Annotated in this window: 27 protein-coding genes; 13 read left to right on the forward strand and 14 right to left on the reverse strand. The window is 50.0% G+C overall.

The features are described 5' to 3' along the window. Window positions 1-304 precede the first annotated feature (304 nt). Entirely contained in the window at window positions 305-634 is a 330-nt protein-coding gene (gene trxA / locus KQI75_RS07775) for a thioredoxin (protein WP_216470169.1), read from the reverse strand. 164 nt (window positions 635-798) lie between these two features. Here trxA and KQI75_RS07780 point away from each other — a divergent pair, with 164 nt between their 5' ends. Beyond that, window positions 799-1,242, forward strand: coding sequence for a Mini-ribonuclease 3 (locus KQI75_RS07780; RefSeq protein WP_216470170.1), 444 nt, complete (start codon window positions 799-801; stop codon window positions 1,240-1,242). A 31-nt stretch (window positions 1,243-1,273) separates the two neighbouring features. Here KQI75_RS07780 and KQI75_RS13705 read toward each other — a convergent pair whose 3' ends face one another. Then, complete coding sequence (locus KQI75_RS13705) at window positions 1,274-1,405, reverse strand: hypothetical protein (protein ID WP_281416196.1); 132 nt, start codon at window positions 1,403-1,405, stop codon at window positions 1,274-1,276. Between the two features lie 159 nt (window positions 1,406-1,564). Between KQI75_RS13705 and KQI75_RS07785 the strand changes: the two genes are divergently transcribed. Continuing rightward, window positions 1,565-2,302, forward strand: coding sequence for a YebC/PmpR family DNA-binding transcriptional regulator (locus KQI75_RS07785; RefSeq protein ID WP_216470171.1), 738 nt, complete (start codon window positions 1,565-1,567; stop codon window positions 2,300-2,302). A 436-nt stretch (window positions 2,303-2,738) separates the two neighbouring features. Here the strand turns inward: KQI75_RS07785 and KQI75_RS07790 are convergent, their stop codons facing one another. Next, window positions 2,739-3,029 carry a helix-turn-helix domain-containing protein gene (locus KQI75_RS07790; protein ID WP_330655529.1) on the reverse strand — a complete coding sequence of 97 codons (291 nt, stop codon included), beginning with the start codon at window positions 3,027-3,029 and terminating at the stop codon, window positions 2,739-2,741. 112 nt (window positions 3,030-3,141) lie between these two features. Here KQI75_RS07790 and KQI75_RS07795 point away from each other — a divergent pair, with 112 nt between their 5' ends. From KQI75_RS07795 to KQI75_RS07805, 3 genes are all read left to right on the forward strand, one after another. Further along, a complete protein-coding gene (locus KQI75_RS07795; protein ID WP_216470173.1) occupies window positions 3,142-3,462 on the forward strand; it encodes a helix-turn-helix domain-containing protein in 321 nt (106 codons plus the stop codon). Between the two features lie 111 nt (window positions 3,463-3,573). Beyond that, a complete protein-coding gene (locus tag KQI75_RS07800; protein ID WP_216470174.1) occupies window positions 3,574-4,068 on the forward strand; it encodes an HD domain-containing protein in 495 nt (164 codons plus the stop codon). A gap of 142 nt (window positions 4,069-4,210) precedes the next feature. Then, window positions 4,211-4,558 (forward strand): hypothetical protein, encoded by a 348-nt coding sequence (locus KQI75_RS07805; protein ID WP_216470175.1) that lies wholly within the window; start codon window positions 4,211-4,213, stop codon window positions 4,556-4,558. Window positions 4,559-4,593: 35 nt separating this feature from the next. Here the strand turns inward: KQI75_RS07805 and KQI75_RS07810 are convergent, their stop codons facing one another. Next, window positions 4,594-4,893 (reverse strand): cupin domain-containing protein, encoded by a 300-nt coding sequence (locus KQI75_RS07810; RefSeq protein WP_216470176.1) that lies wholly within the window; start codon window positions 4,891-4,893, stop codon window positions 4,594-4,596. Window positions 4,894-4,919: 26 nt separating this feature from the next. On the opposite strand from KQI75_RS07810, the gene KQI75_RS07815 reads away from it, so the two are divergent. Further along, window positions 4,920-5,552 carry a CpXC domain-containing protein gene (locus tag KQI75_RS07815; RefSeq protein ID WP_216470177.1) on the forward strand — a complete coding sequence of 211 codons (633 nt, stop codon included), beginning with the start codon at window positions 4,920-4,922 and terminating at the stop codon, window positions 5,550-5,552. A 184-nt stretch (window positions 5,553-5,736) separates the two neighbouring features. On the opposite strand, the gene iolG (KQI75_RS07820) is transcribed toward KQI75_RS07815, so the two are convergent. The 7 genes from iolG (KQI75_RS07820) to KQI75_RS07850 all read right to left on the reverse strand — a co-directional run bounded on the left by iolG (KQI75_RS07820) (window position 5,737) and on the right by KQI75_RS07850 (window position 14,045). Further along, window positions 5,737-6,762, reverse strand: a complete 1,026-nt coding sequence (gene iolG, locus KQI75_RS07820) for an inositol 2-dehydrogenase (RefSeq protein ID WP_216470178.1) — start codon at window positions 6,760-6,762, stop codon at window positions 5,737-5,739. Between the two features lie 129 nt (window positions 6,763-6,891). Beyond that, window positions 6,892-8,553 carry a solute:sodium symporter family transporter gene (locus KQI75_RS07825; RefSeq protein ID WP_216470179.1) on the reverse strand — a complete coding sequence of 554 codons (1,662 nt, stop codon included), beginning with the start codon at window positions 8,551-8,553 and terminating at the stop codon, window positions 6,892-6,894. A gap of 334 nt (window positions 8,554-8,887) precedes the next feature. Then, window positions 8,888-9,913 carry an inositol 2-dehydrogenase gene (gene iolG / locus KQI75_RS07830; RefSeq protein WP_216470180.1) on the reverse strand — a complete coding sequence of 342 codons (1,026 nt, stop codon included), beginning with the start codon at window positions 9,911-9,913 and terminating at the stop codon, window positions 8,888-8,890. A 102-nt stretch (window positions 9,914-10,015) separates the two neighbouring features. Continuing rightward, window positions 10,016-10,915 (reverse strand): myo-inosose-2 dehydratase, encoded by a 900-nt coding sequence (iolE, locus tag KQI75_RS07835; RefSeq protein ID WP_216470181.1) that lies wholly within the window; start codon window positions 10,913-10,915, stop codon window positions 10,016-10,018. 321 nt (window positions 10,916-11,236) lie between these two features. Then, window positions 11,237-12,118, reverse strand: a complete 882-nt coding sequence (locus KQI75_RS07840) for a hypothetical protein (protein WP_216470182.1) — start codon at window positions 12,116-12,118, stop codon at window positions 11,237-11,239. Between the two features lie 82 nt (window positions 12,119-12,200). Next, window positions 12,201-13,175, reverse strand: a complete 975-nt coding sequence (locus KQI75_RS07845) for a transketolase family protein (protein WP_216470183.1) — start codon at window positions 13,173-13,175, stop codon at window positions 12,201-12,203. A 15-nt stretch (window positions 13,176-13,190) separates the two neighbouring features. Next, window positions 13,191-14,045: a transketolase gene (locus KQI75_RS07850; RefSeq protein ID WP_216470184.1), complete on the reverse strand. Its 855-nt coding sequence runs from the start codon at window positions 14,043-14,045 to the stop codon at window positions 13,191-13,193. A 333-nt stretch (window positions 14,046-14,378) separates the two neighbouring features. Here KQI75_RS07850 and KQI75_RS07855 point away from each other — a divergent pair, with 333 nt between their 5' ends. Together KQI75_RS07855 and KQI75_RS07860 are read left to right on the forward strand one after the other, a co-directional pair. After that, window positions 14,379-15,134 (forward strand): DeoR/GlpR family DNA-binding transcription regulator, encoded by a 756-nt coding sequence (locus tag KQI75_RS07855; protein WP_216470185.1) that lies wholly within the window; start codon window positions 14,379-14,381, stop codon window positions 15,132-15,134. A 179-nt stretch (window positions 15,135-15,313) separates the two neighbouring features. Further along, on the forward strand, window positions 15,314-15,817 hold the full coding sequence (locus KQI75_RS07860) for a hypothetical protein (protein ID WP_216470186.1): 504 nt from the start codon (window positions 15,314-15,316) through the stop codon (window positions 15,815-15,817). A 90-nt stretch (window positions 15,818-15,907) separates the two neighbouring features. Here the strand turns inward: KQI75_RS07860 and KQI75_RS07865 are convergent, their stop codons facing one another. Further along, window positions 15,908-16,261, reverse strand: coding sequence for a winged helix-turn-helix transcriptional regulator (locus KQI75_RS07865; protein WP_216470187.1), 354 nt, complete (start codon window positions 16,259-16,261; stop codon window positions 15,908-15,910). Between the two features lie 496 nt (window positions 16,262-16,757). On the opposite strand from KQI75_RS07865, the gene KQI75_RS07870 reads away from it, so the two are divergent. The 4 genes from KQI75_RS07870 to KQI75_RS07885 all read left to right on the forward strand — a co-directional run bounded on the left by KQI75_RS07870 (window position 16,758) and on the right by KQI75_RS07885 (window position 21,986). Beyond that, a complete protein-coding gene (locus KQI75_RS07870) occupies window positions 16,758-17,573 on the forward strand; it encodes a 5-deoxy-glucuronate isomerase (protein ID WP_216470188.1) in 816 nt (271 codons plus the stop codon). 110 nt (window positions 17,574-17,683) lie between these two features. Continuing rightward, a complete protein-coding gene (gene iolD / locus KQI75_RS07875) occupies window positions 17,684-19,651 on the forward strand; it encodes a 3D-(3,5/4)-trihydroxycyclohexane-1,2-dione acylhydrolase (decyclizing) (protein ID WP_216470260.1) in 1,968 nt (655 codons plus the stop codon). 159 nt (window positions 19,652-19,810) lie between these two features. Further along, on the forward strand, window positions 19,811-20,929 hold the full coding sequence (locus KQI75_RS07880; protein ID WP_216470189.1) for an acyltransferase family protein: 1,119 nt from the start codon (window positions 19,811-19,813) through the stop codon (window positions 20,927-20,929). Window positions 20,930-21,026: 97 nt separating this feature from the next. Continuing rightward, window positions 21,027-21,986 (forward strand): polysaccharide deacetylase family protein, encoded by a 960-nt coding sequence (locus KQI75_RS07885; RefSeq protein ID WP_216470190.1) that lies wholly within the window; start codon window positions 21,027-21,029, stop codon window positions 21,984-21,986. A gap of 465 nt (window positions 21,987-22,451) precedes the next feature. Here the strand turns inward: KQI75_RS07885 and KQI75_RS07890 are convergent, their stop codons facing one another. Together KQI75_RS07890 and KQI75_RS07895 are read right to left on the reverse strand one after the other, a co-directional pair. After that, entirely contained in the window at window positions 22,452-24,077 is a 1,626-nt protein-coding gene (locus tag KQI75_RS07890) for a solute:sodium symporter family transporter (RefSeq protein ID WP_216470191.1), read from the reverse strand. 775 nt (window positions 24,078-24,852) lie between these two features. Continuing rightward, window positions 24,853-25,773: a sugar phosphate isomerase/epimerase family protein gene (locus KQI75_RS07895; protein ID WP_216470192.1), complete on the reverse strand. Its 921-nt coding sequence runs from the start codon at window positions 25,771-25,773 to the stop codon at window positions 24,853-24,855. 204 nt (window positions 25,774-25,977) lie between these two features. Between KQI75_RS07895 and KQI75_RS07900 the strand changes: the two genes are divergently transcribed. After that, the gene (locus KQI75_RS07900) at window positions 25,978-26,847 is read left to right on the forward strand and encodes a helix-turn-helix domain-containing protein (RefSeq protein ID WP_216470193.1); all 870 of its coding nucleotides are present in this window, start codon (window positions 25,978-25,980) and stop codon (window positions 26,845-26,847) included. Window positions 26,848-26,863 lie beyond the last annotated feature (16 nt).

The raw sequence follows: 26,863 nt of genomic DNA on the forward strand, positions 1-26,863 counted from the left end.
CCTCTGGGAGAGATGTCGCGCAGCGACAGAGAGGGCTGGAACCAGATGACATGACTTTTCAAATTTGCCCTGATTCGAATTGGCCAGTTTTTTTCCCTCTCAGTCGTTTGCCGTGCAAACGACAGCTCTCCCAAAGGGAGAGCCGAGAAACCGGTGCGGACTGCGCGCCTGACGAATCAGAGAAGTTTTTATACAGACTTGCTCGCGTGCTGCTCCTGCCGTCGTGGCTTTCGCCGCGCCGCCTTCCTCAAAGAGGAAGGCGATCAAAAATCCCCCTTCGCGTGAAGGGGGATTATCCTTTGATTTACTTCTTCAGCACTTCCTGAATCGCCTCAACCAGTTCCGGCTTGTCACGCAGACCAATCAGCCGCTTGACTTCCTTGCCTTCCGAATAAATGCTCACAGTCGGAATCGACACAACGCGGTGCAGCAGCGCCAAAGTCGGCTGTTCATCAATGTTGATCTTACCGACACGAATTTTGCCGCAGTACTCCTGTGCCAGTTCTTCGATGGTCGGAGACAGCATCCGGCACGGGCCGCACCAATCTGCCCAGTAATCCAGCAAAACCGGCTTGGATGCGTTGACAACTTCTTCTTCGAAGTTTTCCTGTGTAATATGTAATATTGTAGCCATGTTCCTCTTCGTCCTTCCTAAAACGCGCGGCCTGCTTGCAATCTACTGCAAATGCGGTATAATAATAGCACTGCACCTCATGCAGAGGCCGTTTGCATTGGGTATTATATATTACCTATCTATTATACCCCGTTTTTATCAAAAATGGAAAGGTTTTTTGAATTATGACAGATTTTTTCCACCCGCTGATGAGTGAACAAGCACTCAAGCAGTGCAGCTCTCTGGCGCTTGCTCATATGGGCGACAGTGTCTATGAACTCATGACCCGCGGATACCTCATTCACTCCGGTCTTGTCACCAACAAAAATCTGCACCGCAAAACCATTCATCTGGTTTGTGCCGGCGCGCAGGCAGCCGGTGCACAGGCGATTTTGCCGATGCTGACCGAGGACGAACAGACTATTTTCCGTCATGGCCGCAATGCCAAGCCGAAAAGCACGCCGAAGTCCTCCTCTGTTGCAGAATATGCTCTTGCGACAGCAGTGGAAGCGCTGTTTGGCTGGCTGTATCTGCAAGGCTCGTATGACCGGCTCAACGAATTATTCACAGTCTTGCTCCCAGCCGCACAGGAATGGGCAGACAACCAGAGACCAACCCGCCGCGGCTGATGCCACAGCGGGTTTTCGTCTGTCTGTGCCGTTAAGAAAACGACGGGTTGTTCTTGTTGCGGCTGTTTTTCTGATTCTTCGCCTGCTGGGTGCTGCTCTGCGGATTCTGGGACTGAGCGGAATTTTCCTGTTTTCCCGAATTGCTGCTGTTGTTATGGCACATTTCTGTGTCACCTCGCTTTCTTTTTCCCTTAGTATGGCCATGGATTGTGAAAATATACAGTTGCCAATTATCTGTTCCAATGTTATAATTAGGTGTTGTACACAACGGAATTTTTAATAAAATCAGCATGATTTTACGATTATATGGAGGTATCATCCAATGTCTGGACATTCGAAATGGAATAATATCGCAAAGCGCAAGGGCGCAAACGATGCAAAGAAAGCAGCAATCTTTACCAAGATTGGCCGTAAGATGGCTGTAGCAATCAAGGAAGGCGGCTCCAACAACCCGGACAACAATGCAAAGCTGCGCGACTGCATCGCAGAAGCAAAGGCAAACAACGTCCCGAACGACAACATCAAGCGCATGCTTGACAAGGGCAACCAGAGCAATGTTTCTTACGAATCCAACACGTACGAGGGCTACGGTCCGTCCGGCATCGCTGTTATCTGCGAGACCCTGACCGACAACCGTAACCGTACCGTTGCTGATGTCCGCCACTACTTCGACAAGTACGGCGCAGGTCTCGGCAATGCCGGCTGTGTATCTTGGCAGTTCGAGCAGAAGGGCGTTCTGATTATCGAGCGCGGCGATCTGGATGAGGACGAAACCATGATGACGGTTCTCGATGCCGGTGCCGATGACTTCCAGGCTGATGAGGACTGCTTCCAGATCTACACTGCTCCGGAAGATTTCTCTGCTGTCCGCGATGCACTGACCGAAGCAGGCTTTGAGTTCGCACAGGCTGAAATCCAGATGGTTCCGCAGAACACCATCACGCTGGAGAGCCAGGAGGATATGGCACAGCTGCGCAAGCTGCTGGACAGCCTCGAAGACAACGACGACGTACAGCACGTATGGCACAACTGGGAGAACGAGGACGACTACGAGGAGTAATCGGCTTTCCCCAAATAACGAACGAAACTCCCCTGAGAGCATGGCTCTCGGGGGAGTTTTTGTGTCTTGCTTACCTGTGCGCACAGACCAAACTCGTCTCTCCCTCTGGGAGAGATGTCGCGCAGCGACAGAGAGGGCTTGTGCCAGCTACAAACTCTCTCAGATTTGCCTGATACGAACTTGTAAGATTCAGCCCTCTCAGTCATTTGCCTTGCAAATGACAGCTCTCCCAGAGGGAGAGCCAAGAAGGCTCCATCTTTGAGGGAGCTAGATTCGCCACAGGCGAAGACTGAGGGAGCAGCCGATTTTCCCTGACGAATTAGGGTAACCCTGATACAGACTTGTTCACGTGCTGCTCCTTCCGTCACGGCTAACGCCGCGCCACCTTCCTCAAGGAGGAAGGCTTTGGGCTTATTTTGAAAAATTTTATGTTGTCTCATTTCACTGGCAAAATAGATACCAATTTATTCAATACGTTCCGTTCATTTTTATCTAGGTGAAGAATTATTGCATCTCGCTCTGACAATCCTAATAAGAAATCAGCCGAAACATCAAAAATACAAATAAAACGAATCAATACAGCACATGATGGGTCATACTTTCCTGTTTCATACGCTGAAATAGCACTAACAGAAACACCAACCTGCTTGGCAAGCTGTTTCTGAGTCAGGTTGTATTTTCTCCGTATATATTTCATCCGCTCTCCAACATTTATCATTCTATCCACCTTCTTTGCCCCAATTATACTCTATACGTCTAATTAAGTCAAATGCGTCGTGGACGAAATACGCCGAATTCGTTCATAATAGTTGATATTCTAGGAATCACGAGGCATACTTATGAACTTCAAGTCCGGTGGAAAAGTAATCCAACAGCTTCGCAAGCAAAAGAATTTGACACAGGAACAACTTGCTGAGCAAGTTGCTCTTTCTTCTAATACTATTTCTCGTATAGAACGCGGGTTGCTCATGCCCTCTGTAGCAACACTCTGTGATTTATGCAATGCATTGGAAACCAGTGCGGACAACATTCTCGCCGCATATATTCATGCAGACAGTGCGATCCGTTGGTCTCCGCTCGCAGAACAATTGCAAGCTCTTTCTCCGAAAAAACAAGAACAGGTAGAACGTATGTTAGCCTGCTTGCTGGAAATCCTCTAACTCTTGCCTTTTCCCCGCAGGATATGCTATACTAAAACAGAACAGAAACCAAAATAGCTCCCTCACTAGGGAGCTATTTTCCAATTTGTTTGTACAAGAGGAGGTATCTTCATGTATCATCAGATTTCACGCCTGCTGCGCGCCGCGTGCGCATACAACGGCGCCGATCCGGCACGCAACCAGCATCTCATCAAGGTACACAACTACGCCCGTATGATCGCAGACGGCGAACACTTGGACGCACACACCCAATTTGTGCTGGAAGCCGCCGCCGTGTTGCATGACATTGGCATTCACGAAGCGGAGCGCATCCATCATTCGTCTGCCGGACAGTATCAGCAGATGGAAGGTCCTGCCGTGGCACGAAAAATTCTTGCAGATTTTCCGTTTGAACAAGAGGACATCGACCGCATTTGCTGGCTCATCGCACACCATCACGTGTACAAGCCGATTGACGGCATCGACCATCAGATTTTGCTTGAAGCGGATTTTTTGGTCAACGCGTTTGAAGAACCGTACACAGAGCCGCAAATCCAGCAGTTTTATGAGACTGTCGCCGCAACAAAGACCGGCAAAGAACTGCTGCGCACACACTATTCCTCCTGACGGAACACGCACAGCCAAACACAAGCTACTTATAAACAATTTTTATCAGAGATAACTTGTAATCACTATGTCCATTGTGATATACTGAAAACAAAAGAAACACAAAAAAATTGAAACGCATGATATTGGAGTTGAATAACTAATGAGCGTTAAAAATGGTGTGATTGCAGGAGATTACAAAGGGTATGATATGATTAGATTTTTCGGGAAAATACATCTAATGGGAATCCTTCCACCATCAATAGTAATTGATAAGACAACTGTAGAAAGATATGAAGTTGTAGATAAGAACAATGAAACCAGCATATCTAGCGCGTTTGGAAGAGCTGCTGCAGGTTCTTTGCTTTTTGGCCCTATTGGATTGGCTGCTGGATTTACTGCGCAAAAGAAAAACATTCATACAATTGCTTTGTATTTTAAAGACGGCAAAAAAAGTCTGTTAGAAGTTAACGATGCAAATTATAAGGCAATTATGAAAAAATTGTTTTAAAAATAGAACTGTTTAAATACAGTTCTATTTTTTGGTTATTCCTCCTGACGGAATACACACAGCCAAACACAGGGCTTGCTTGTATAGCTGACGCGGTGGCGGCAATGCGCCGGAAGATACGCCGTATCGCCTGCATGCAGTCTCTGTTTGCTGCCGTCGGCATAGGTCAGTTCCCCGATGCCCTGCAGGACGCATACCCATTCGTCCTCGCTTTGGTCATACCAGCCGGATGTCTGTCCGTTGGAAACAATGCGTTCGATGCGTGTTTTTCCCGTCAATAAAATTTCCGTCAGTTCCTGTTCCGGCAACTGTTCCGGTATGTCAAATAAATTCATAGTTTCCTCCAGAAAGGATGTATGTTATGTCTGAAATTCAGAACAATACGTTTACTTGTCCGCAGTGCGGAGAAGATGGCCCGCTCCAGATGTGGACGAGCATCAATGTCGCACACGATCCGGATGCGCGCCGCCGCATTGAAGATTTGTCTGTTTTCGAATGGACTTGCCCAAACTGCAAAAAAACAGCACTGGTACTGCATCCCTGTCTGTACCATGACCCAGCCAATGAATTCATGGTATGGTTCGCACCGGACGGAGAAGTCGCAGAAGATACCCGTGATTTTTCTCAGCTCAATGACTACACCCTGCGCACCACCAAGACTCCGAACGAGTTCCGCGAAAAAATCAATATTCTGGAACGGCATTTGGATGACCGCGCATTGGAGCTGACCAAGCTCATCCTCATCATGCAGCTGTCCCGCGACAATGTGGACGTCGTAGACGTCGTATTCCACAGCATAGATACTTCCGGCCGCTTTGTATTTGTTCTCGTACATCCGGACGGCGTCGAGCAGTATCTGCGTCTTCCGCCGGAGACATATCAAAAGTTCGCCAACGATGTGCGCGACTATCTGTATACACCGGCGCGCGGTTTCCAGACCATTGACCTGAATTGGGCAAAGGATTCTCTGGAATTGCTCAAGGATATGCATTGATTGACATTGGCTCTCCCAAAAGGAGAGCCTTTTTTTATGCGCCGCATTTTCAGCCATGTGATAGCATCACTCTTTTGTTAGCGTATCGCACTGCGAGTGTCCTGTCAATAGATTGGCAGCAAAAAAGGCGTCCCGCTCGCGCGAGACGCCTTCTCTGTATCGTGTTATTTAGGCAATTGGATAATTACTCAGCAACCTTAACCCAAGCACCGCCGTTGCGGCAGGACTCGGTTGCAGCAGCAGCCATCAGTACCGGACGCAGGCCATCGAATGCGCCAACTACGGTCGGCTTGTCGTTTACGATGGAGTCGATGAAGTACTTGATCTGCTCGATGAATGCATCGTTGTAACGCTCCAGGAAGAACCACTTCGGCTTCTCGGATACTGCGCCGTCAACGGTGGTGATGGTAGCAGTGGAGTTCAGATCGTTCTGATCTGCTGCCATGCCCTTAGAGCCGAATACTTCTACTCTCTGGTCGTAGCCGTATACTGCCTGACGGGAGTTGTTGATGGTAGCGATTGCGCCGTTTGCCATCTTCATGGTAACAACTGCGGTATCTACATCCGGAATGCCGGACTCTTCCTGCAGGTTCGGGTTAACCAGGCAGGAACCTACTGCGGAAATCTCTACTGCCTCAGAACCGGACAGGTAACGAACCATGTCGAAGTCATGGATCATCATATCATAGAAGATGCCGCCGGATACTGCTACGTAAGATGCCGGTGGTGGCTCCGGATCGCGGGAAGTTACGTTGATGTAATGCGGATCGCCAATCTTGCCTTCCTTCACTGCATCAGCAACTGCCTTGTGGTTGTGGTCGAAGCGGCGGTTGAAACCTACCTGGAACTTTACGCCCTTCTCTTCTACCAGTGCCAGCAGCTTCTTGATCTTCTCGATATCATAGTCGATCGGCTTCTCGCAGAATACATTCTTGCCAGCCTTTACTGCTTCCATGGAAACCTCGCAATGGGTATCGGTGGAAGAGCAAACCATAACTACGTCAACGTCCGGATTGTTTACAACGTCCATGTAGTTGGTAGATACGTTGGTGATGCCGCGCTCTGCCAGCCACTCACGTGCGCCGGACTTATCCAGCATCGGATCAGCAGCAGCTACTACTTCAGCGCCGTCGATGTTGTTAAGCAGATTGTTGATGTGCAGCTTACCAATTCTGCCGCAGCCAATTACGCCAAACTTTAAATTTGCCATAAGACATTCTCCTTTTTTATGATAGAAAATAGATGATTGTTCTGTATGTTGAGAGTCGCATCCAGCGGCATAGTTGCCGCCGGATGCTATGGAGAGAGTGCACGAAAAGATCGTGCCGTGTTATCAAAATTATGCGGCAATGCCAATCGGAGAGAAGAAGATATAAATGCCGACAGCAATGGCAATGCCTATGATGCAGACGATGTGACGATACTTCCACGGTGTCAAATCAACGGTACCATCCTCCGGAGCCTTCCACTCTTCCACTGCCTTGAACTTGTTGAGATACATCATGATGAGCAGCTCAATGACGAACATCACAGCAATGGCATACAGATAATGAATCGGCTCACCGCTGGTCGGATAGCACGGCTTGATAATCATAAATGCGCCGTAGCATACCACATGAACAACGGTAATCAGGAACGGGGTGTATTTCGGAACGCGGCGGAAGACAATCGCGCCGAGCACGGTAAACAGAATCGGCATCGAAACGAACTGCGACAGCGAGTTCAGGAAGGTTGTGATGCCGTTTGCGTACATAACGAACGGGGAAATAATAATGGCAATGACACCAGCGATAGTAGCATAAATCTTTGCTACACGAACATAGAACACATCGGTCTTGCCCGGGCACAGAATCGGACGGAACAAGTCCAGTGTAAACATGGTTGCTGCAGAATTCAGCACGGAGTTAAACGAAGAGAGAATTGCACCGAACAGAACGGCTGCGAAAAAGCCCATGATCGGCTTCGGCACAACAGCGGAAACCAGTGCCGGATACGCAAAGTCAATCGCACTGCTGCCAGCTGCCTGAATTTTATCCTGAATGGACGGCAGGAAGTAGGCAATAACACCCGGCAGTACCAGATAGAAGAAACCAAGGGTCTTGAGGAATCCACAGAAGATCGCACCCTTCTGACCTTCCTTCAGAGATTTTGCAGCCAGTGCGCGCTGAACGAACGACTGGTTGCAGCACCACCAATACAGGTTGTTAAACAGCATACCGGTGAAAATCAGCGGCCACGGCAGAGCCGGTTCTCTGGCATCCCATGCAGCCCATGCATTGAGCTTTGTCGGTTCCGTATGTACCATGTACTGGAAGCCAGCGATAATGCCGCCGCCAGAAGTCTCATGACCCAGCAGAGCCAGACCGAGGAACGGAATCATCAGACCGCCAATAATCAAGCCAATGCCATTGATGGTATCGGATACAGCAACCGCCTTCAGACCACCAAAGATCGCATAGCAGCCACCGATAATACCGATAATAACACACAGGACAGCAACTGCGCTGAATTTGCTCAAATTGAAGATGCCGGAAATATCAAAGATATTTTCAAAAACAACCGCACCGGAATACAGGATAACCGGCAGGTTCAGAATGGAGTACATAATGACAATAACCAGAGAGAACATGGTTCTGGTCTTTCTGCCAAAACGTGCTTCCATCAGCTGCGGCATGGTTGTCGTACCCATTTTCAAATAGGTCGGCAGGAAGAAATATGCCAGCGCAAACAGGGTAAACAGCGAACCTACTTCCCAGCCAATCGGGCTCATATTAGAGCCCCAGCCCTGGCCATTGGTTCCGACCAGCTGTTCTGCGGACAGATTCGTCAACAGCAGCGAACCAGCAATGACAATACCCGGCAGACCGCGGCCTGCAAGGAAATAGCCTTCTGCTGTTTCCAGATTGTCTCCCTTGGTTTTCCATGCAGCCACAACGGCAACCAGCACGGTAAAGAATAGGAAGCTAATCGCTATCCAGCCAAATGAACTAAAAAAACTCATATACATCACTCTTTCCCATAAATACGAATTTCCCGTTTTCTCTATTCACGCGTGTCCCTTTCGGTGCTTTTATGATACTACATTTCGTGCTTTTGTTCAATAGAATCAAGCGAGTATCATTTTTCCGTGCAAAATCCCGTAAATTTGCACAATATTCCCAGTGCTTTCTCGTAGTCCGCACTAAAATTCCGTACTTTTGAGTGACATTTTTGTTTTTTTAGCCCGTTTTCCGTGCATTTGCACGAAAAACGTTTTTGATTCTTTGTGCGCAAAAAAGGCGTCCCGCTCGCGCGAGACGCCTTCTCTGTATCGTGTTATTTAGGCAATTGGGTAATTACTCAGCAACCTTAACCCAAGCACCGCCGTTGCGGCAGGACTCGGTTGCAGCAGCAGCCATCAGTACCGGACGCAGGCCATCGTATGCGCCAACTACGGTCGGCTTGTCGTTTACGATGGAGTCGATGAAGTACTTGATCTGCTCGATGAATGCATCGTTGTAACGCTCCAGGAAGAACCACTTCGGCTTCTCGGATACTGCGCCGTCAACGGTGGTGATGGTAGCAGTGGAGTTCAGATCGTTCTGATCTGCTGCCATGCCCTTAGAGCCGAATACTTCTACTCTCTGGTCATAGCCGTATACTGCCTGACGGGAGTTGTTGATGGTAGCGATTGCGCCGTTTGCCATCTTCATGGTAACAACTGCGGTATCTACATCCGGAATGCCGGACTCTTCCTGCAGGTTCGGGTTAACCAGGCAGGAACCTACTGCGGAAATCTCTACTGCCTCAGAACCGGACAGGTAACGAACCATGTCAAAGTCATGGATCATCATATCATAGAAGATACCGCCGGATACTGCTACGTAAGATGCCGGTGGTGGCTCCGGATCGCGGGAAGTTACGTTGATGTAATGCGGATCGCCAATCTTGCCTTCCTTCACTGCATCAGCAACTGCCTTGTGGTTGTGGTCGAAGCGGCGGTTGAAACCTACCTGGAACTTTACGCCCTTCTCTTCTACCAGTGCCAGCAGCTTCTTGATCTTCTCGATATCATAGTCGATCGGCTTCTCGCAGAATACATTCTTGCCAGCCTTTACTGCTTCCATGGAAACCTCGCAATGGGTATCGGTGGAAGAGCAAACCATTACTACGTCAACGTCCGGATTGTTTACAACGTCCATATAGTTGGTGGATACGTTGGTGATGCCGCGCTCTGCCAGCCACTCACGTGCGCCGGACTTATCCAGCATCGGATCTGCTGCAGCTACTACCTCAGCACCGTCGATGTTGTTGAGCAGATTGTTGATGTGCAGCTTACCAATTCTGCCGCAGCCAATTACGCCAAACTTTAAATTTGCCATGACCTTTTCTCTCCTTGTCTATACTTGTTAATCAAGCCAGAAATCTGGATACCCGCGTTTGCAGGTATCCAGTTTTCATCTAACATTACGTGATTCTGTTTCTTACTTAGCCATCAGGTCAGTGATGTACTCGTAAGCCATCTTTGCGTACTTGAACGGGTTAGCCTTAGCCGGATCCTGCTCAGCCTCAACCATGATCCAGCCCTCGTAACCGATCTCGTCCAGCTTTCTCAGAACCGGCTCGAAGTCTACGCAGCCTTCCGGATCGCCCGGAACGGTGAATGCGCCGTTACGAACCGACTTCAGGAAGGACCAGCTCTCCTTGATAGCCTGATCGCAAATGGCTCTACGCATGTTCTTCAGATGTACATGACCGATTCTGTTCGGGAACTCGTTCAGAATTGCCATCGGATCTACTTCAGAGAAGGTCCAGTGACCGGTATCGTAGCACAGCAGCAGGTCGTCGCTGGTGTTGTTCAGCATACGCTCGGTCTCTTCCAGAGTCTGTACGCAGGTACCCATGTGATGATGGAAGCAAGCGCGAATGCCGTTGCTCTTTGCGTACTCAGCCAGCTTGTTCAGGCCGTCGCACATCTGAGCGAACTCAGCATCGGTAAAGCGAGCCTTGTTCTTGAAGATGGACAGATCCGGATTGCCCTGAATAGAATAGGACTGCTCAGAAATGTTGATAGCAGTTGCGCCTGCGTAGCACAGGTACTCAATTTCCTTTTTGAACTCCTCGAAGGTCTCCTCGAACGGCTTGGTGCCGAGGAAAGAAGAGAACCACTTGGATGCAACGGTCATGCCGCGCAGATCCAGAGCTTCCTTGAGTTCCTTCACGTCAGACGGATACTTATGACCGATTTCACATCCGGTGAAACCTGCCAGACGCATCTCGGAAATGCACTGCTGGAATGTATTCTCGTCGCCGAGATCCCACATATCATCGTTGGACCAGCCGATCGGGCAGATACCAAGCTTGACATCCTTGTTTGTGAACATAATCACAACACCTCCATGATTTTATACCTCTGCGGCCGCCTGTTTTCCCGACGAAAACCTCTCCAAATTTCCGTATCACGCGGCAACAGATAATAGGCTTGTTTCCTACACTCTTTATGATATAGGATACCTGCCTATTTGTCAAATGTTTTGTGCAATTTGGTCAACTATTTTTTATTTCCTGCACGTTCTAATTCATGTTGCACAACAGAACCTTGTTTTTGCCTGCAAACCTGACAATATTTGCCCTCAAATGACCAAAATTTGCACACAAAAAAGCCGCCCCTGCACAAGACAGGGACGGCTCGGTATGCACAAATTTCATTTGCATCTTGCACGGTTCCACGCATAGCAGCCAATACCTATCCCGGCAGTTCCCAGAATTATCCAGATAACTGTATGAGCCGAATCGCTCTCACCACCGGTGCCAATACGTTCATCCGTTTCATCTATTGCATACTCACTCATCCTGTCCGCCATTTCTTCCATTGTATAGATCTGCCCCGATTTCAACGGTCGTTCAACCGTCCGCGCTTTTTTAGATCTTTGTACGCCAGTCAGCCGCGGTTCTTCCAGCACAACAATCTGTATGTTGTGATTGATTGTTTCAACAACAGCAACCGCCGAACGCAGCTTGGGCGAACCTCCCATAACAAACGCCCGATGGATGTTCTCTTTTCCAACAGCATCTGCAATTTGCCGGTCTATCTGTTCTGCTGTCTTGTCCTCATCCAATTGTTCCGTCACAACCGGAATCCATTTGCCTGTTTCTTCCCGAATCTGTTCTTTCTGTTCCTCTGTCAGTACTGCCAGAACGGATTCATCCTCTGTGAGCGGCATTCCCTGTGAAATCGTAACGTGAAAATATGCATTTTTTACCTGTACCGGAAGCACCCAGACATAATATTCCATGTGTTGTTTGATTTCATCGTATGTCATTTGTTGTTCTTTATAAGAACTATAAACATCCGATTCATCCGCGTAGACTTTATATGCCCGGCTCCAGTCAATGTCTGCCGCCGTCACATCTGAGCACATCCCGCTCATCGCATCTAAAACACGATTTGTGAGCGTCGATATTTCCGCATAGTCCGCAGAATCCGGTGTGAGCTGCTCCACATATTCCGATGCTGCCAATGCTGTGCCGTTTAAAACAACTGTTCCCAGCAAAACCAAAAGAAGGATTCCATATACTCTCTTCATCGCTCTCCTCCTTGTGAAATTATGTTGGTAAAAAAAGCCGCCCCTGCACAAGACAGGGACGGCTCGGTATGCATAACGAAACTTACTTTCTTGCAATTACCTTCTTGACGTTAGCGATGATCTCTTCAGCAGTCAGCTTGTAAGCTTCCTGCAGGAAGGACTGAGCGCCAACCTGACCAAACTGGTCATGTACGCCAACCATCTCAACCGGAGTCGGGCACTTAGCAGACAGTACGCGAGCAACAGCAGAGCCCAGACCGCAAGTGCAGTTGTGGTTCTCAGCAGTTACGATAGCGCCGGTCTCCTTAGCAGACTTCACGATCAGATCCTCGTCGATCGGCTTCCAGGTGAACATGTCGATAACACGAACCTTGATGCCTTCAGCTTCCAGAGCCTCGTAAGCCTTCAGAGCTTCGTCAACCATGATGCCGGAAGCGATAACGGTAGCTACGTCGTCAGCGGACTCCTTCAGAGTAACACCCTTGCCGATTTCGAAGTCGGAATCGTCGCCGTATACCTTGATAACGCCCTTACGGATCATACGCATGTAAGACAGTCTGCCTTCAACAGCGGTCAGCTTCTTGGTGATCTTGTTGACCATGGTGAAGTCGGTCGGATCGATAACGATGGAATCCGGCACGGACAGATACAGTGCGCAGTCCTCGAACGGCATATGGGTACCGCCGTTGTATGCAGCGCATACGCCAGGGTCAGAACCCAGAACCTTTACGCCCAGCTTTGCATATGCAGCAGACATGAATGCCTGGTCAAATGCACGGCGGGAGGAGAAGCAGCCGAAAGAATGCATCCAAACCTTCTTGCCGGTAGCAGTCAGACCTGCAGCAACGCCCATAGCGTTTGCCTCAGCGATACCAGCGTTGATGGTCTGGTTCGGGAATTCCTTAGCCAGCTTTGCGGTGTTAATGCAGTTGTACAGGTCACAGTCAACGTGCATAACGGTCGGATCAGCCGCCATCAGCTCCTCCATTGCGGTAACGTAACCGTCACGGCAATTGCGGGAGTCCTTCTCATGCTTTCCAATTAAAGTAAAACTCATTTTCGCCTGTCCTCCTTACTTTGCAGCCTTAACAGCAGCAAGCTCTGCTTCTGCTGCAGCGATTGCTTCTTCCCACTGCTCCGGAGTCGGCTGAGAGCTGTGCGCACCGGTAGACTCAGCAAAGGTTGCGCCCTTGCCCTTGATGGTGTTCAGAATGATTGCGGTCGGCTGTCCCTTGGTAGCGTAAGCTTCCTGAACAGCGTCATAGATCTGCTCTACGTCGTTGCCGTCCTCTACTTCGATTGCGTTCCAACCGAATGCATCGAACTTTGCTCTCAGGCCCTTGCCGTGAGACATGATGTCGTCAACAGCACCGTCGAGCTGACGCTTGTTGCTGTCTACAAAGCAAACGAGGTTGTCGAGCTTGTAGTGAGCTGCGAACTGAGCAGCCTCCCAAACCTGACCTTCATCGCACTCGCCGTCGCCAACGAATACGAATACGTGGTTGTCACGGCCGTCCAGCTTGTTGCCCAGAGCAGCGCCGGTAGCGGTGGACATACCCTGACCCAGAGAACCAGTCGTCAGATCAACGCCCGGAGTCTTGGTTCGGTCGGTATGAGACGGGAAGTTGGTACCCGGCTTGTTCAGGGTGCGGGTCTCTTCCAGCGGATAGAAGCCCTTCAGTCCCAGTGTTGCATATGCACACGGGCCTGCATGTCCCTTGGACAGAACACACCAGTCACGATCTTCCCAACGCGGGTTCTTCGGGTCAATCTTCATGATATCGCCATAGAGGACTGCCATTGCGTCTGCGATAGACATCGAGCCGCCTACATGTCCAAAGCCAAGCGAACCGATGGTCTTCAGGGTCTCAACTCGAATTTCGGCTGCGAATTCACGGAGAGCCTGCATCTTTTCTGCTTTCTGCATTGAATACACCTACCTATTCCTTAATCAAAGAATTGTCAGCACGGCTCGGGAAAACCCTTTCTCCCCGATACCATACCATACTTTCTTAGATTTTATCATCTCTGTAAACGAATTGCAATGCTCGCCCGCCGATTTTTAGAGAAATTTTCCCTGAGAGCAAAAATTTTGTATTTGCGCGCCGGCATGCTCCGCCGGTGTTCGTGCACCACACACAAAAAAACTGCTCAAGATTTTCTGCATTTTCGGTTGGATTTTGTTCACCTTTCTGTTATAATGATTTCATAATGGTTTTGTGTTAGTTACTTGTTTGTTCCAAGAAAGCGGGATTTCCCTATGAAAATCAGCAGACTCAATGCAATCGAAGAATATGTACTATCCAAAAAGACAGTCTCCATTGATGATCTTTGCGAAGTGTTCAGCGTATCCAAAAACACCATTCGGCGCGATCTGAATGAGCTGGAAGCGCGCGGCCACATCGCCAAGGTATACGGCGGTGTCACGGCGGTTACGCCGGAGGACGTCATGCCGCTTCCGGTTCGCTCCGGACTCAATCCGGCTGCCAAAGATCTCATCGGCAAACTGGCAGCGCGCGAGCTGAGCGATGGTGATACCATCTTTATTGACTCGGGTTCCACCGCAGTCAACGTGCTGCGTCATCTGCCGCCGCGCATCAAACTGACCGTTGTCACGCACTCGCTTCCAGCCATGGTCGAAGCGGCAAAATACGACGGCATCAATCTCATTTCCCTCGGTGGCGCATTCAATCCGGCAACCAGCTCGTTTGTCGGTATTTTTGCGCAGCAGGCTTTGTCTGATCTGCGCATCACCAAAGCTTTTCTGTGTGCCACAGGCGTGACCGTCGAATCCGGCATGAGCAACACGACATTTCTCGAAGCAGAAATCAAGCGCGGTGTTGTTTCGCACGCGTCCAGTGTCATTCTCGTGGCAGATGACTCCAAGCTCGGCCACGATGCAACCGTGACCTTTTGCCGCCTGCAGGACATTTCCACCTTTGTCACCGACCAGAAGCCGGCGCCGAAGTTTGTGGAATTTTGCCGCGCACACAACATTCGCCTCGTTTGGGAATAACGGTACATATCTTTGCGAAAAAGCAGCATGTGCAAACGCATGCTGCTTTTTCGTCGTTTTGTCTGTTATTCACAATTTGTTTCCACAAATCTTACATACATTCAGGCGTAAAAACCAATTTTCTGTGGTATACTGTTATAAATACTAAAAAACGAGATTGCAGAAAAGGAGGCATCGCCATGAAAAAATATCCCTATATGATTTGTTCCGCAGCAGTTCTCTGTGCGCTCATGCTCGCAGGATGCGGCAGCAGTCACGAGAAAGAGCTGGAACAGCAAGTCGCTCAGCTCCAAAAGCAGGTACAGGACTTGCAGACCGATGCCGCAGACAATCCCGAAAGCACGGGTTCCGGCGAATCCGCACCGGCTTCCGCACAGGAAGAATCTATTGACACGCTGGATGCACTGACCGAGAAGGTACAGAAAGCGGTGCAAAATGCAGATGCCGCAACCGCTTCCGGCTCTTTGAATGAGCGAATTTCCGTCTTCTTTGAGCACAAAACCGCTTTAGACGCGCTGGATCGCGAATTAGATGCCTTGGAGGATGATTTTGAGGCGCAGTACCGTTCCGGTTCTCTGCGCTATGAGGACTTCCGCACACGCGACCGTAAAATCGAGGATCTGGAGGAAAGTCTGGATGACGCGGAAGATCGTTTGGAAAATCGCTTTGCGTTAGATGATTGAGCAAAACAATACCCCCTGTGTAGGTTCCGAACAGGTTTTGCAGCCTGTTCCGGTTCCCACACAGGGGGCTTTTTGTCTATGCGCCGTTTTTTACGATTTTTTTCGGTCTTTTTTCCGCTGGTCGTCCAAATATTCTCGCCCCCAGACGCACATCGCGTCAAGAATCGGCAAAACCGTCTGACCAAAATCCGTCAGTTCATACTCCACCTTCGGCGGCACCACCGGATACACATGCCGCTCCACCAGACCGTCTTTTTCCAGTTCGCGAAGCTGCTGTGTCAGCATCTTCGGCGTCACCTTCGGCATCAGCCTTTGCAAACTGCCGAACCGCAAAGCGCCGTCTGTCAGATGATCCAGAATCAGTGCTTTCCATTTTCCCCCAATCAATCCCAACGTTGCCTCAATCGGGCAATCATAGGGAATCTCTCTTGTGTCTCGCTTCATCAGGATTCCTCCTTCCGCCTCGGCCGCCCTCTTTTCCGTTTTCTATCGTCACCAAAACCATAGTCACTTACCAAAAAGTGCAGTCTTGTTTCTCTCGCACCAATTTGGTACTATAATAACAATAGTAGCTTTCCCAAACATATTATTGAAACCATTTGCCAGCACCCCCATTATAACACCCGTCCGGTGCTTTCACAAGTTTTACCCACCGTTTCGCCTGAAATTTTCGTGTTCTTTTCCGGCGGAGATGTACACGCATTGACAGCACTCGGTATTATCCGACAGGTTGACAACAGAACGCTATCACAGCTCGCTTGTAACCGTCACGCTGTACAAAATTCTGTCCGCTTTTATCCGGCGAATTCTTGAAAAAGAACACACACCATGCTATAATTAAACCATAAATTATGCAAAAGGGATTTGTACGCCTTTTTGCAGCATTGTATTCAAATGTTCTGTCCGAATCTGTCGGGCATAGAGAAAGGTGTGTTTTACAATGTACATGGATAAGGAAGTCAAGCGCGGCTATAACGAGTACCTGCGCCTTGATGAAGGAGAAGGCAAGGACGGCATGATGGATGTCGCTCTGCTGGTTATGGAAGCTGGAGATACCTATACCATCGAAGAAGCAGACAAGGAAGTTGCCTGCCTGCTGTTTGACGGCGATGTCAACATGAGCTGGGACGACCAGAGCGTAGACATGGTTCGCCCGAATCCGTTCGATTACAACCCGTGGTGCCTGCTGGTTCACAAGCAGACCAAGATTGTCATCACCGCAAAGGGTCCGTCTAACATTTACGTGCAGAAGACCCTGAACGACAAGACCGAGCCGGAGTTCCCGAACAAGCTGTTCCGTCCGGAAGATACCGATACTTGGGCACGCGGCACTGGCGGCGTTCTGCAGAACTGCATCAAGCGCGATGTTCGTACCTGCTTCGACCTCGACATTGCTCCGTATTCCAACATGGTACTGGGCGAAGTTATCAACCTGCCGGGCAAGTGGTCCTCTTACCCGCCGCATCATCATCCGCAGCCGGAAGTTTACTTCTACCGCTTTGACAAGCCGCAGGGCTTCGGCGCAGGCTGGGGCAACGGCGAGCTGTACGAGACCCACCACAACGGTCTGTCTCTGATCACCAGCAAGATGCATTCTCAGGTAACCGCTCCGGGTTACGCATGCTGCTATGCATGGGGCATCCGCCATCTGCCGGGCGATCCGTGGGACAAGACCCGTGTTGACGACGTTGAGCACGAATGGCTGGTACGCGACGACGCAGATGACCACATCTGGAAGTGCTCTACCGGTTACTAATCCCCATTTTACCCCCTTACCCCCGCTTATTTGAAAGAAAATAAGATAGATTTAAACAATGTGAGAATTGTGTAACAATTACATGAGGAGGAAATATTCCAATGAGACACATGGAAACTGTCCGTCTGACTACTAGCCAGGCGTGCATCCGCTTCCTGGAGAACCAGTATGTCAGCTACATCGACATGGACGGCAAGGAAGTAGAACAGAAGTTTATTCGCGGTATCTTCATGATCCCGGGCCACGGCAACTGCGTTGGCTACTGCAATGGTATTGAGCAGGAAATCAAGGACATGGAAGTATATCAGGGCAAGAACGAGCAGGGCATGGCTCTGGCAGCTGTTGCATTCTCTCGTCAGCTGCGCCGCAAGCAGGCATTTGTCTGCACTTCTTCTGTAGGTCCTGGCGCCTGCAACATGATCACCGCTGCTGCTACCGCAACTGCTAACAACATTCCGGTACTGCTGATGCCGGGCGACGTTTACGCTTCCCGTCAGCCGGACCCGGTACTGCAGCAGATGGAGCAGCCGCAGAACCTGACCATTTCCGCACACGACTCTTTCCAGGCTGTTGTTAAGTACTGGGGCCGTGTAAACCGTCCGGAGCAGATCATGACCGATATGATCTCTGCATTCCGCGTAATGACCGATCCGGGCAACTGCGGCGCTGTTGCTGTATCCATCCCGCAGGATGTACAGGGCGAAGCTTACGATTATCCGGTTGACTTCTTCAAGAAGCGCGTTTGGAACATCGAGCGCCGTCCGGCTACCAAGAAGGCAGCAAAGAAGGCAGCTGAAATCATCAAGTCCGCAAAGAAGCCGCTGCTGATCTGCGGCGGCGGCGTTCGCTACGCTGAGGCTCACAAGGTATTCCGTGCATTCGCTGAAAAGTTCGGTATTGCTTTCGGCGAAACCCAGGCAGGTAAGTCCGCAATCGAGTGGACCCATCCGCTGTCTCTGGGCGGTCTGGGCATCACCGGTACCGAGTGCGCAAATGCTTTCGCACATGACTGTGACGTAGTTATCGGCGTTGGTACCCGTTACACCGACTTTACCACTGCTTCCAAGTGGCTGTACGACACTTCCGCTAAGTTCGTTAACATCAACCCGTCTGAGTTCCAGTGCCTGAAGATGGACGCTTATCCGGTTGTTGCTGACGCAAACGAGGCTCTGACCGCAATCAGCGCTGAGATCGACGCTCTGGGCGGCTACCACACCTCCGACGAGTACGCTGCAGAAGTGAAGAGACTGCAGGATGCTTGGTGGGCTGACGTAGATCGCATGGATCACACCGAGTACGTTGACGCTGAGTCCTACGTTCCGGAAATCCAGGACGCAAACCGTCGCGCTGTTGAGCATTACATCGAGTCCATCGGCTCCAAGCTGACACAGACCGCTGCTCTGGGTTACATCAACACCCATATCGCTCCGGATTCCATCTGTGTTGGTGCAGCTGGTTCCCTGCCGGGCGACCTGCAGGCACTGTGGAGAGCTCCGGTTCCGAACACCTACCACTGCGAGTACGGTTACTCCTGCATGGGTTACGAAGTTGCAGGCGCTTACGGCTGCAAGATCGCTTGCCCGGATCAGGAAGTATACGCAATGTGCGGCGACGGTTCCTTCGATATGCTGCACTCTGAGCTGATCGCTTCCATCCAGTATGGTTACAAGATCAACGTTTGCCTGTTTGATAACGCTGCTTACGGCTGCATCAACAACCTGCAGGTTGGCCAGGGCAACAAGTCCCGTACCACCGAGAAGAACATGCACATCCCGGGCACTCCGTACGATGGCTGCGATCTCGGTCCGGCAATGAACATCGACTACGCTGGCGTAGCAGAAGCTTACGGCTGCAAGGCTTACCGCGTAAAGACCATGGAAGAGCTGGCTGCTGCACTGGAAGACTCCAAGAAGCAGACCGTTTCTACCCTGATCGACATGAAGGTTCTGCCGAAGTCCATGTCCAAGGAATGGGAAGCTTGGTGGCGTGTAGGCGTTGCTTCTGTTTCCGAGAAGCCGGAAGTACAGGAAGCTTACAAGAAGCTGCAGGATCATCTGTACGAAGCTCGTCATTACTAATTCCCTGCGCATACTGCGCACAGAATTTTCTGACTGTTTACAAGAGTCTGCCCTTCGGGGCGGGCTCTTGTTTTTTTGTGCCTTTGCAATTGACTTCCCCTGTATCGGTGTTTATACTAAACATGATAGTCTAGATAATAGAGAATAGGAGCAAGCGATATGGATCGGACATTTTCAAGAGATGATACCAAATTGATGAAAGGCGCTGCAATCGTTTTGATGCTGATGCATCATCTGTGGGGCTTTCCCGGACGCATTGCAGGCGGTGAGCTGTGGCATGTGCTGAGCATCTGCGGCGAAAGCTCTCTCACCTACTTCGGTTCTTTCGGAAAAATATGCGTTTCCTTTTTCTTTTTTCTCGGCGGCTACGGTGTATATCTCAGCACTCATTCCAAGCGATATGATTTAATCGCCAAGCTCAAGGGGCTGTATCTTTCATATTGGAAGGTCTTTGTGATTTTTATTCCCCTTGCGTTTTTCTTCTGTGCGCATCAGCCGACGTACTGCGATGAGGCGGAAATCTGCACACGATACGCCGAATTTTCCAGACAGGAATGCTTCAACAATTTTATCGGTTTTTCAACTTCCTACAACCGTGAGTGGTGGTTTTTGAACAGTTATATCTGTGCATTGATTTTGTATCCGGTCATTGACCGCATTGTCCGCCGGCATTCTACGCTGTTCAACATCTGGGCGGTTATCATTGGCACCATTCTCATCACCAATGTGTTCCCCGCCATCGGCGAGTTAGAGGTGCTCGGCACACTCAACGACAACTATCTGTATCATGCCTTTTTCCTGCTGTCCGCACCGTATACCGCTTGTTTTTGGATGGGCGCCGTCTTTGCAAAAGGAAATCTGTTGATACAATTGCAGGACGCTTTGCGCCGAAACAATCTGCTCCATCCGGTTCTTGATGTTTTTTTCATCGGCGTCATCATTCAGCTGCGCTCTCGTCTGACGGAACAGACGCCGGATGTGATTTATGTGCCGTTTCTCATTCTATTCTTGCTGGATTTGCTGCGCTATATACGGCCGCTCCGCTGGCTGCTCCTGCGCATCGGCAAGGAAAGCACCAGCATGTGGCTCATTCATCCGTTTTTTTGCTACTACTTCTACCCTGTTGTAAAAATAGTCGTTGCGCCGCGCTGGGGTGTTCTATGTCTGTTTGTTTTGCTTGCGCTGTCCTATATCGCCGCGCGGCTCGTCCGGCTGTTTTGGCAGGGCGTCGGCAGCATTGTCCGGCGCACGCGATCGGCATTTCTTAAACTTTCTTAATCTTTGAGAAAACCTCTTTTCTCTCTTCCTTTTTTATACTATACTGTATTATGATGTGTATATATTTTTATGGACAAACGAAAAAGAGGCGTAAAAAATGACAAAATGGAAGAAACGATTGATTCTCTCCGGCATTGCCGCCATGTTATGTGCGGCGATACTGACAGGCTGCGGTACATCCAACAGCCAAAGTTCCGGTAAAGATACGGGCGGCAGCGCGCAGTCCACTTCTGCGGATGCAGGCAGTGCAGAGCAGGCAGCGGAACAACAAAAGAAAGTAGAAGAACAGAAGAAAAAGGAAGAACAGGAGCAAGCCGCCAAAATTCCGAAAGGCGACAAATACATCGCTCTGACCTTTGATGACGGACCGACCGGCAACGAAGGCGGCCGCACGGAGCGGCTGCTCGACGGCTTGAAACAGCGCAATGCGCATGCAACCTTCTTTCTGTGCGGCTACCGCGTCAAAGACTTCAATTCCATGATGAAGCGATACTTAGCCGAAGGCCATGAGGTCGGCAATCACACGATGGATCACCGGCTGGCGCATGAGGTTTCCGATGGCGATTACGAGCAGGTTTCTTCCAACAACGACCTGATTCAGTCGTATACCGGTCAAAAACCGACGCTGTTCCGTCCGTGCGGCGGCGAGTACAACGACAGCGTGCAGGCGTCCATGAAGCAGCTCGGCATGCCGCTGATTCTGTGGGATGTTGATACCTTGGATTGGAAATACCGCGACGCAGCTTCTGTCAAGCAGCACATTCTGGACGGCGCGCAGGACGGCGCAATCGTTTTGGAGCATGATTTATATGAAACAACCGTAGAAGGCGTTCTCGCCGCGATTGACGAACTGCAGCAGCAGGGCTACGCATTTGTCACCGTATCGGAACTGGCAAAAATCAAAGGCGTTACACTGGAGCCCGGTCAGGTATATACCGGTTTCACGGATGAGGATTTGGGACTGACCGCAGAGACCGATGCGGCAGCAAACAGCGAAAGCACGGAAAGCACCGACAGCACCGCAAACACCCAAGCATCCGACAGCACATCCAACTAAACAGATAGAAAAAAAGCACTCCGCGGAGTGCTTTTTTGATGGAAAAGTTATCTGCCAAGAAAAACAAACGGCAATGCCCTCTCTGTCGCTGCGCGTAAAAGCTAAAAATTCGCTCCGACTTCTCGGCTCTCCCTTCGGGAGAGCTGGCATTTGCGAAGCAAATGACTGAGAGGGCAGCACGCTAACAGGTTCGTATTAGGGCAAATTTGAGAAGCTATGTCAGCTGGCAAATGCCCTCTCTGTCGCTGCGCGACATCTCTCCCAGAGGGAGAGACAAGTTTGGTCTGCGCGTAAAAGTAAAACTTCGCTCCGGCTTCTCGGCTCTCCCTTCGGGAGAGCTGGCATTTGCAAGCAAATGACTGAGAGGGCACAAATTACGCTATCCAAACACACGCAAAAAGAGGCTCCTCAAGCGAGGAGCCTCTTCGTACTTCCGAGAACGATATTAGCGGATGTAAGCTTCTCTTAGCCGAGTACCAGCGGGGAGAAGATGATGTACATAACAACTACTACCAGAGCACCAGCGGTAGCCCAGATCTTGCCGGTCTTCCACGGAGTCATCTCGATCTGCGGTACGTTCGGCATCTCGAACTCTTCCTTTGCCGGAGCGAACTTTGCAACTGCAAAGTAGATAATGCACTGAACAACGAAGCATACGAATACCCAGTACAGGTAGTGCATCTTGTTAAATACGGTGAAGTAACCGATAGCGTACAGAACGATATGTACCGGAACGCCGATCTTCGGAGCCAGCGGGGATACCTTCTTGTTCAGCATACCGAACAGTACTGCGCACAGGATCGGCATGGAGAACAGACCCCAGCACTGGTTGATGAAGTTCATGATACCGGAACCGAAGTACATGATAAACGGGGAAATGATGATGCCCAGAATACCAAATACCAAGCCAAAGATCTGACCAACCTTTACTACCTTCTTTGCATCTGCATCCTTGCCCCAGATCGGCTTCCAGATATCCAGAGAGAAGATCGTAGAGGAAGAATTCAGTACAGAGTTGAAGGAAGACAGGATTGCGCCGAACATAACGGCTGCGAAGAAGCCCATGAGCGGCTTCGGCATAACGTGCATAACCAGCATCGGATAAGCAGCATCGCCGTCAAACTTTGCACCGGAACCTACAGTCAGAACGCCGCCCTGCATCAGCTGGTAAGCAATGACGCCCGGGATTACAATTACAAATACGTCCAAGCACTTGAAGAAGCCAGCCCAGATAGCACCCTTCTGTGCTTCTGCCAGGTTCTTAGCGCCCAGGGAACGCTGAATGATAGACTGGTTGGTGGACCAGTAGAACATGTTGTTTACAAACATACCGGTGAACAGCAGCGGCCACGGAATGTACGGAGCCATTGCGTTCGGAGCGGACCAAGCATTCATCTTTTCCGGGGTAGCGGTTGCGAAGTGCTTGATACCTTCGAGGAATCCGCCGCCGTCCAGCTGACCCAGAGCGACGAAGCCGAGGATCGGAACCATGAAGCCGCCGATCAGAAGACCAACGCCGTTGATGGTGTCAGAGTAAGCAACTGCCTTCAGACCGCCGAATACGGAGTATGCCATACCGATCAGACCGGTAGCAACACATACAATCGCAATTGCAGCGAAGTAGCTTATACCGAAAAGCTCCTGAATGCCGAAGATCTTCTCCAGTGCTACAGAACCAGAGTACAGGATGGTCGGCAGCATGGTAACAACGTAAGCGAACAGGAACATGATAGAGAACATGTTCTTGGTTGCCTCATCGTAACGCATCTTGTAGAACTGCGGAATCGTTGCGATGTTGCCCTTCAGGAATCTCGGCAGCAGAACGAATGCCAGAATAATCAGTGCGAATGCGGAGGTAGCTTCCCAAGCCATGGTTGCCATGGAACCAGAGAAAGCCTGACCGTTTGTGCCGACCAGCTGCTCTGCGGACAGGTTGGTCATCATCAGGGAACCTGCGATAACGATGCCCGGCAAGCTGTGGCCTGCAACGAAGTAGCCTTCCTCAGTATCCAGCTTCTCGTCACGCGTCTTGTACGCGGACAGGATAGCTACGAACACTGTAAAGGCGACAAACTCAATTACAGTTAACATAACTTTTATTCTCCTTTTTCTAAACTCTCTCCACGCCTTTCGTCATGGTGTCCCGGAATCACCCCAAAGGCGCAAAATCAGCTGTTTCTAAAAGAACTCAGCTGTATTTCCATGTATGATTATAGCAGACGTCTTGACCTTTCTCAACCCTGACCGGCAAACTTAGTGTTAAAAATTTCGAAACAATTTTTGGTTGTTTTTCACAAAAACAGCCGGTGGATTTTTTTCATCAGCGCCAAAACATTTTCAAAGTCGGTCAAATGTTACCAATCCAAACGTCCGTTTTTCACGTCCTTGCTCAATTTCTGTAGCGATCTTGCGAAAAAATGCGCTTTCTTTGGAAAGACGCACACGTGTCAAATATTAGACGTGTTCCATGCAAAACCAATATAATTATGCAGTTTACGCCGTATATTTTGCATAATTATTCTTTATTTTCCATTTATTCGCAGAGCAAAAACGGTGTATCAAGGCGAAAGAACTGCTACATTCTCCTGAAAATGCAGCAGTTCTTTCATCATACAACAACAAAAGGGAAATTTTGACTTGCAAGAATACAGGCATATATCGGCTCCTGAATTCCGATGTGTTTCTGCCTGAGGTTCTGAACTCCTTCCGCACAAACCATGTGGTCTATACGTCTTGCGTTACAAAGTATACCATATTCTTTTTCTGTCGGCAAGGGCATATATCAACTTTTCATGAGCAAAAAAGATCCCCGCGGGCACATGCCCGCGGGGATACCATATCCGTATAGAGTAGGATAGAATGATGCTTACTTGCCCAGCAGCTCGCGCTCGATGATCTCGCGTGCTTCCGGTGCCTGCTTCTCCATCTTCTCCGGGAAGCCGAAGTAGGATACACAAGCGATGTTGTCGCCGCCAACCTTCGGAGCGTCAGCCTTCAGCTGCTTGTTTGCGAAGTCCATCTCACGCAGGGTCTCGAAGATGCCCGGGAAGTCAACCTCGCCCTCACCCATAGCGGTGTGCTGATGGATGGTAACGTCAGCTCTGCCGCGCTGGTTCAGCCAAGGCGGATTCAGGATGTAACGGCAGTCCTTGGTCTGGTTGTAGGTGTCTGCAAACAGAACGTGGGTCAGCTCGTCGCCAGCGTACTTCAGCATGTGGCGAACGTCGCCCTTGCCCTGATCGTAGAAGAAGCCATGGGATGCAGAGTATACATAGCCCAGGTTCTTGGAACGGAAGGACTTAACCAGATCGCAAGCCTCGTCGTTGAGCTCGCAGAAGTCATACGGATGAGACTGAACCTCAACACGCAGGCCTTCGCGCTCGATGATCGGCAGCAGCTCTTCCATAGAACGGAACCACATGCCATTGCAGATTTCCTGCTGGTTCGGATCGCCGGAGAATTCGGTGTTGATAACCGGTACGCCCATGTTTACTGCGATCTCGATGATCTTCTTCCAGTTTGCAACAGCGTGCTGACGCTGCTCCTCGGTCGGGCCGCTCCAGCGGTATACTACGATGAAGGAAGAGATCTCTACGCCGGTCTCCTTGAGAGCCTGGCGATACTCTGCCTCACATTCCTTGGAGAACAGCGGGTGCTTGTAGAACGGGTTGATGCGCGGATGCGGAGACTGCTCGATGTACTTGTAGCCCCAATCAGCTACCTTATGTACCATGGTGTTGATGTCGTACTGCTTCGCAAGAACGTCAACGTCAAAAGCAATTTTCATGTTGTGTTTCCTCCTCTAAAATTCCCTGGTGTGCCGCCTGTCAGGGGCGGTTCCCTGTTGTTGCCCCTATTATACCGTATGGGAGACCCGTCTCACAATGATACAATTTGCGGACTTCCTGATAAATCCTGCTATTTTTCAGTAACCTTCTCTTGATTTCTTTTCTCCGTGCTGATACCATAAATACCAAGGAGGGGTTTTGTCATGTTAATTCCAGAAACCGGCGTGCATCAGATTTCAGAACGATATTTTTTCACGCCATCTGCACTCGCGCGGGACTTATTTTATTATCCATCCCGCTGCGGGCACTACTTTTGTGACCACACGTATTCCTTTAATCATCAGGACAAAGTTGCCCAGCAGAGCGATCACAACAATCATATCATGCTGCTTCTCATACAAAACGGCGCACTGGAGCTGAAAATTGACGGCTGGGACATGCTCGCCACGCGCGGACAATTTGTGCTGTTTGACTGCCGCCACCCATACCAGTATCAGGCCTCGGACGGGTTTGAATTTATCTGGCTGCTGTTCAACGGACTGAATTCGTCCTCTTTTTATCAGCGCATCATCCGCTCACACGGCGGACACCATGTATTTTCGACTGCCTCGCTGCCGGAAATCTTACAGCTTTTAGATTCTCTGCTGAGCAGCTGCGCATCCGGGGAGCGCATGAGTGAAGCTGCCTATTCGCAGCTGCTGCACCGCATGCTGTGCCTGCTTCTTTTGACGGAGAACCCGCCGGAAAAGGCAGAGACCGACCGCATCGCGCTTGCCATTCGCTACATGAACACGCATCTGTTTGAGCCGATCAATGTTGCCGCCGTTGCGGAATCCGTCAATTGGAGCCAGTCGCATTTTTCCCGCGAGTTCAAAGCGCACACCGGCTATTCTCCATATGAATACATCATTCTGCGCCGCATTGACAAGGCCAAACACATGCTGACCTCAACGCAGATGACCGTCAAGCAAATCGCCTACCACACCGGCTACAACAGCGAGGAAAACTTCATTCACAGCTTTCAGAAAAACGTCGGGTTGTCTCCGAGTTTATTTCGAAAGTATCCGATATAAAACATGCCGCAGAGCA

Origin of the sequence: Butyricicoccus intestinisimiae, from assembly GCF_018918345.1 — a bacterium.
GTDB classification, from domain to species: domain Bacteria; phylum Bacillota; class Clostridia; order Oscillospirales; family Butyricicoccaceae; genus Butyricicoccus_A; species Butyricicoccus_A intestinisimiae.

Bases quoted from the DNA above. Each gene is read 5' to 3' on its own strand.
- KQI75_RS07815 (WP_216470177.1), top strand. From the start codon at position 4,920: ATGTCTGAAATTCAGAACAATACGTTTACTTGTCCGCAGTGCGGAGAA.
- KQI75_RS07840 (WP_216470182.1), bottom strand. From the start codon at position 12,118: ATGAAGAGAGTATATGGAATCCTTCTTTTGGTTTTGCTGGGAACAGTT.
- iolD (WP_216470260.1), top strand. From the start codon at position 17,684: ATGGAAACTGTCCGTCTGACTACTAGCCAGGCGTGCATCCGCTTCCTG.
- KQI75_RS07890 (WP_216470191.1), bottom strand. From the start codon at position 24,077: ATGTTAACTGTAATTGAGTTTGTCGCCTTTACAGTGTTCGTAGCTATC.
- KQI75_RS07845 (WP_216470183.1), bottom strand. From the start codon at position 13,175: ATGAGTTTTACTTTAATTGGAAAGCATGAGAAGGACTCCCGCAATTGC.
- KQI75_RS07860 (WP_216470186.1), top strand. From the start codon at position 15,314: ATGAAAAAATATCCCTATATGATTTGTTCCGCAGCAGTTCTCTGTGCG.
- trxA (WP_216470169.1), bottom strand. From the start codon at position 634: ATGGCTACAATATTACATATTACACAGGAAAACTTCGAAGAAGAAGTT.
- KQI75_RS07850 (WP_216470184.1), bottom strand. From the start codon at position 14,045: ATGCAGAAAGCAGAAAAGATGCAGGCTCTCCGTGAATTCGCAGCCGAA.
- KQI75_RS07880 (WP_216470189.1), top strand. From the start codon at position 19,811: ATGGATCGGACATTTTCAAGAGATGATACCAAATTGATGAAAGGCGCT.
- KQI75_RS07795 (WP_216470173.1), top strand. From the start codon at position 3,142: ATGAACTTCAAGTCCGGTGGAAAAGTAATCCAACAGCTTCGCAAGCAA.
- KQI75_RS07870 (WP_216470188.1), top strand. From the start codon at position 16,758: ATGTACATGGATAAGGAAGTCAAGCGCGGCTATAACGAGTACCTGCGC.
- KQI75_RS13705 (WP_281416196.1), bottom strand. From the start codon at position 1,405: ATGTGCCATAACAACAGCAGCAATTCGGGAAAACAGGAAAATTCCGCT.
- KQI75_RS07800 (WP_216470174.1), top strand. From the start codon at position 3,574: ATGTATCATCAGATTTCACGCCTGCTGCGCGCCGCGTGCGCATACAAC.
- KQI75_RS07900 (WP_216470193.1), top strand. From the start codon at position 25,978: ATGTTAATTCCAGAAACCGGCGTGCATCAGATTTCAGAACGATATTTT.
- KQI75_RS07810 (WP_216470176.1), bottom strand. From the start codon at position 4,893: ATGAATTTATTTGACATACCGGAACAGTTGCCGGAACAGGAACTGACG.
- iolG (WP_216470180.1), bottom strand. From the start codon at position 9,913: ATGGCAAATTTAAAGTTTGGCGTAATTGGCTGCGGCAGAATTGGTAAG.
- iolE (WP_216470181.1), bottom strand. From the start codon at position 10,915: ATGTTCACAAACAAGGATGTCAAGCTTGGTATCTGCCCGATCGGCTGG.
- iolG (WP_216470178.1), bottom strand. From the start codon at position 6,762: ATGGCAAATTTAAAGTTTGGCGTAATTGGCTGCGGCAGAATTGGTAAG.
- KQI75_RS07855 (WP_216470185.1), top strand. From the start codon at position 14,379: ATGAAAATCAGCAGACTCAATGCAATCGAAGAATATGTACTATCCAAA.
- KQI75_RS07885 (WP_216470190.1), top strand. From the start codon at position 21,027: ATGACAAAATGGAAGAAACGATTGATTCTCTCCGGCATTGCCGCCATG.
- KQI75_RS07805 (WP_216470175.1), top strand. From the start codon at position 4,211: ATGAGCGTTAAAAATGGTGTGATTGCAGGAGATTACAAAGGGTATGAT.
- KQI75_RS07865 (WP_216470187.1), bottom strand. From the start codon at position 16,261: ATGAAGCGAGACACAAGAGAGATTCCCTATGATTGCCCGATTGAGGCA.
- KQI75_RS07895 (WP_216470192.1), bottom strand. From the start codon at position 25,773: ATGAAAATTGCTTTTGACGTTGACGTTCTTGCGAAGCAGTACGACATC.
- KQI75_RS07780 (WP_216470170.1), top strand. From the start codon at position 799: ATGACAGATTTTTTCCACCCGCTGATGAGTGAACAAGCACTCAAGCAG.
- KQI75_RS07825 (WP_216470179.1), bottom strand. From the start codon at position 8,553: ATGAGTTTTTTTAGTTCATTTGGCTGGATAGCGATTAGCTTCCTATTC.
- KQI75_RS07785 (WP_216470171.1), top strand. From the start codon at position 1,565: ATGTCTGGACATTCGAAATGGAATAATATCGCAAAGCGCAAGGGCGCA.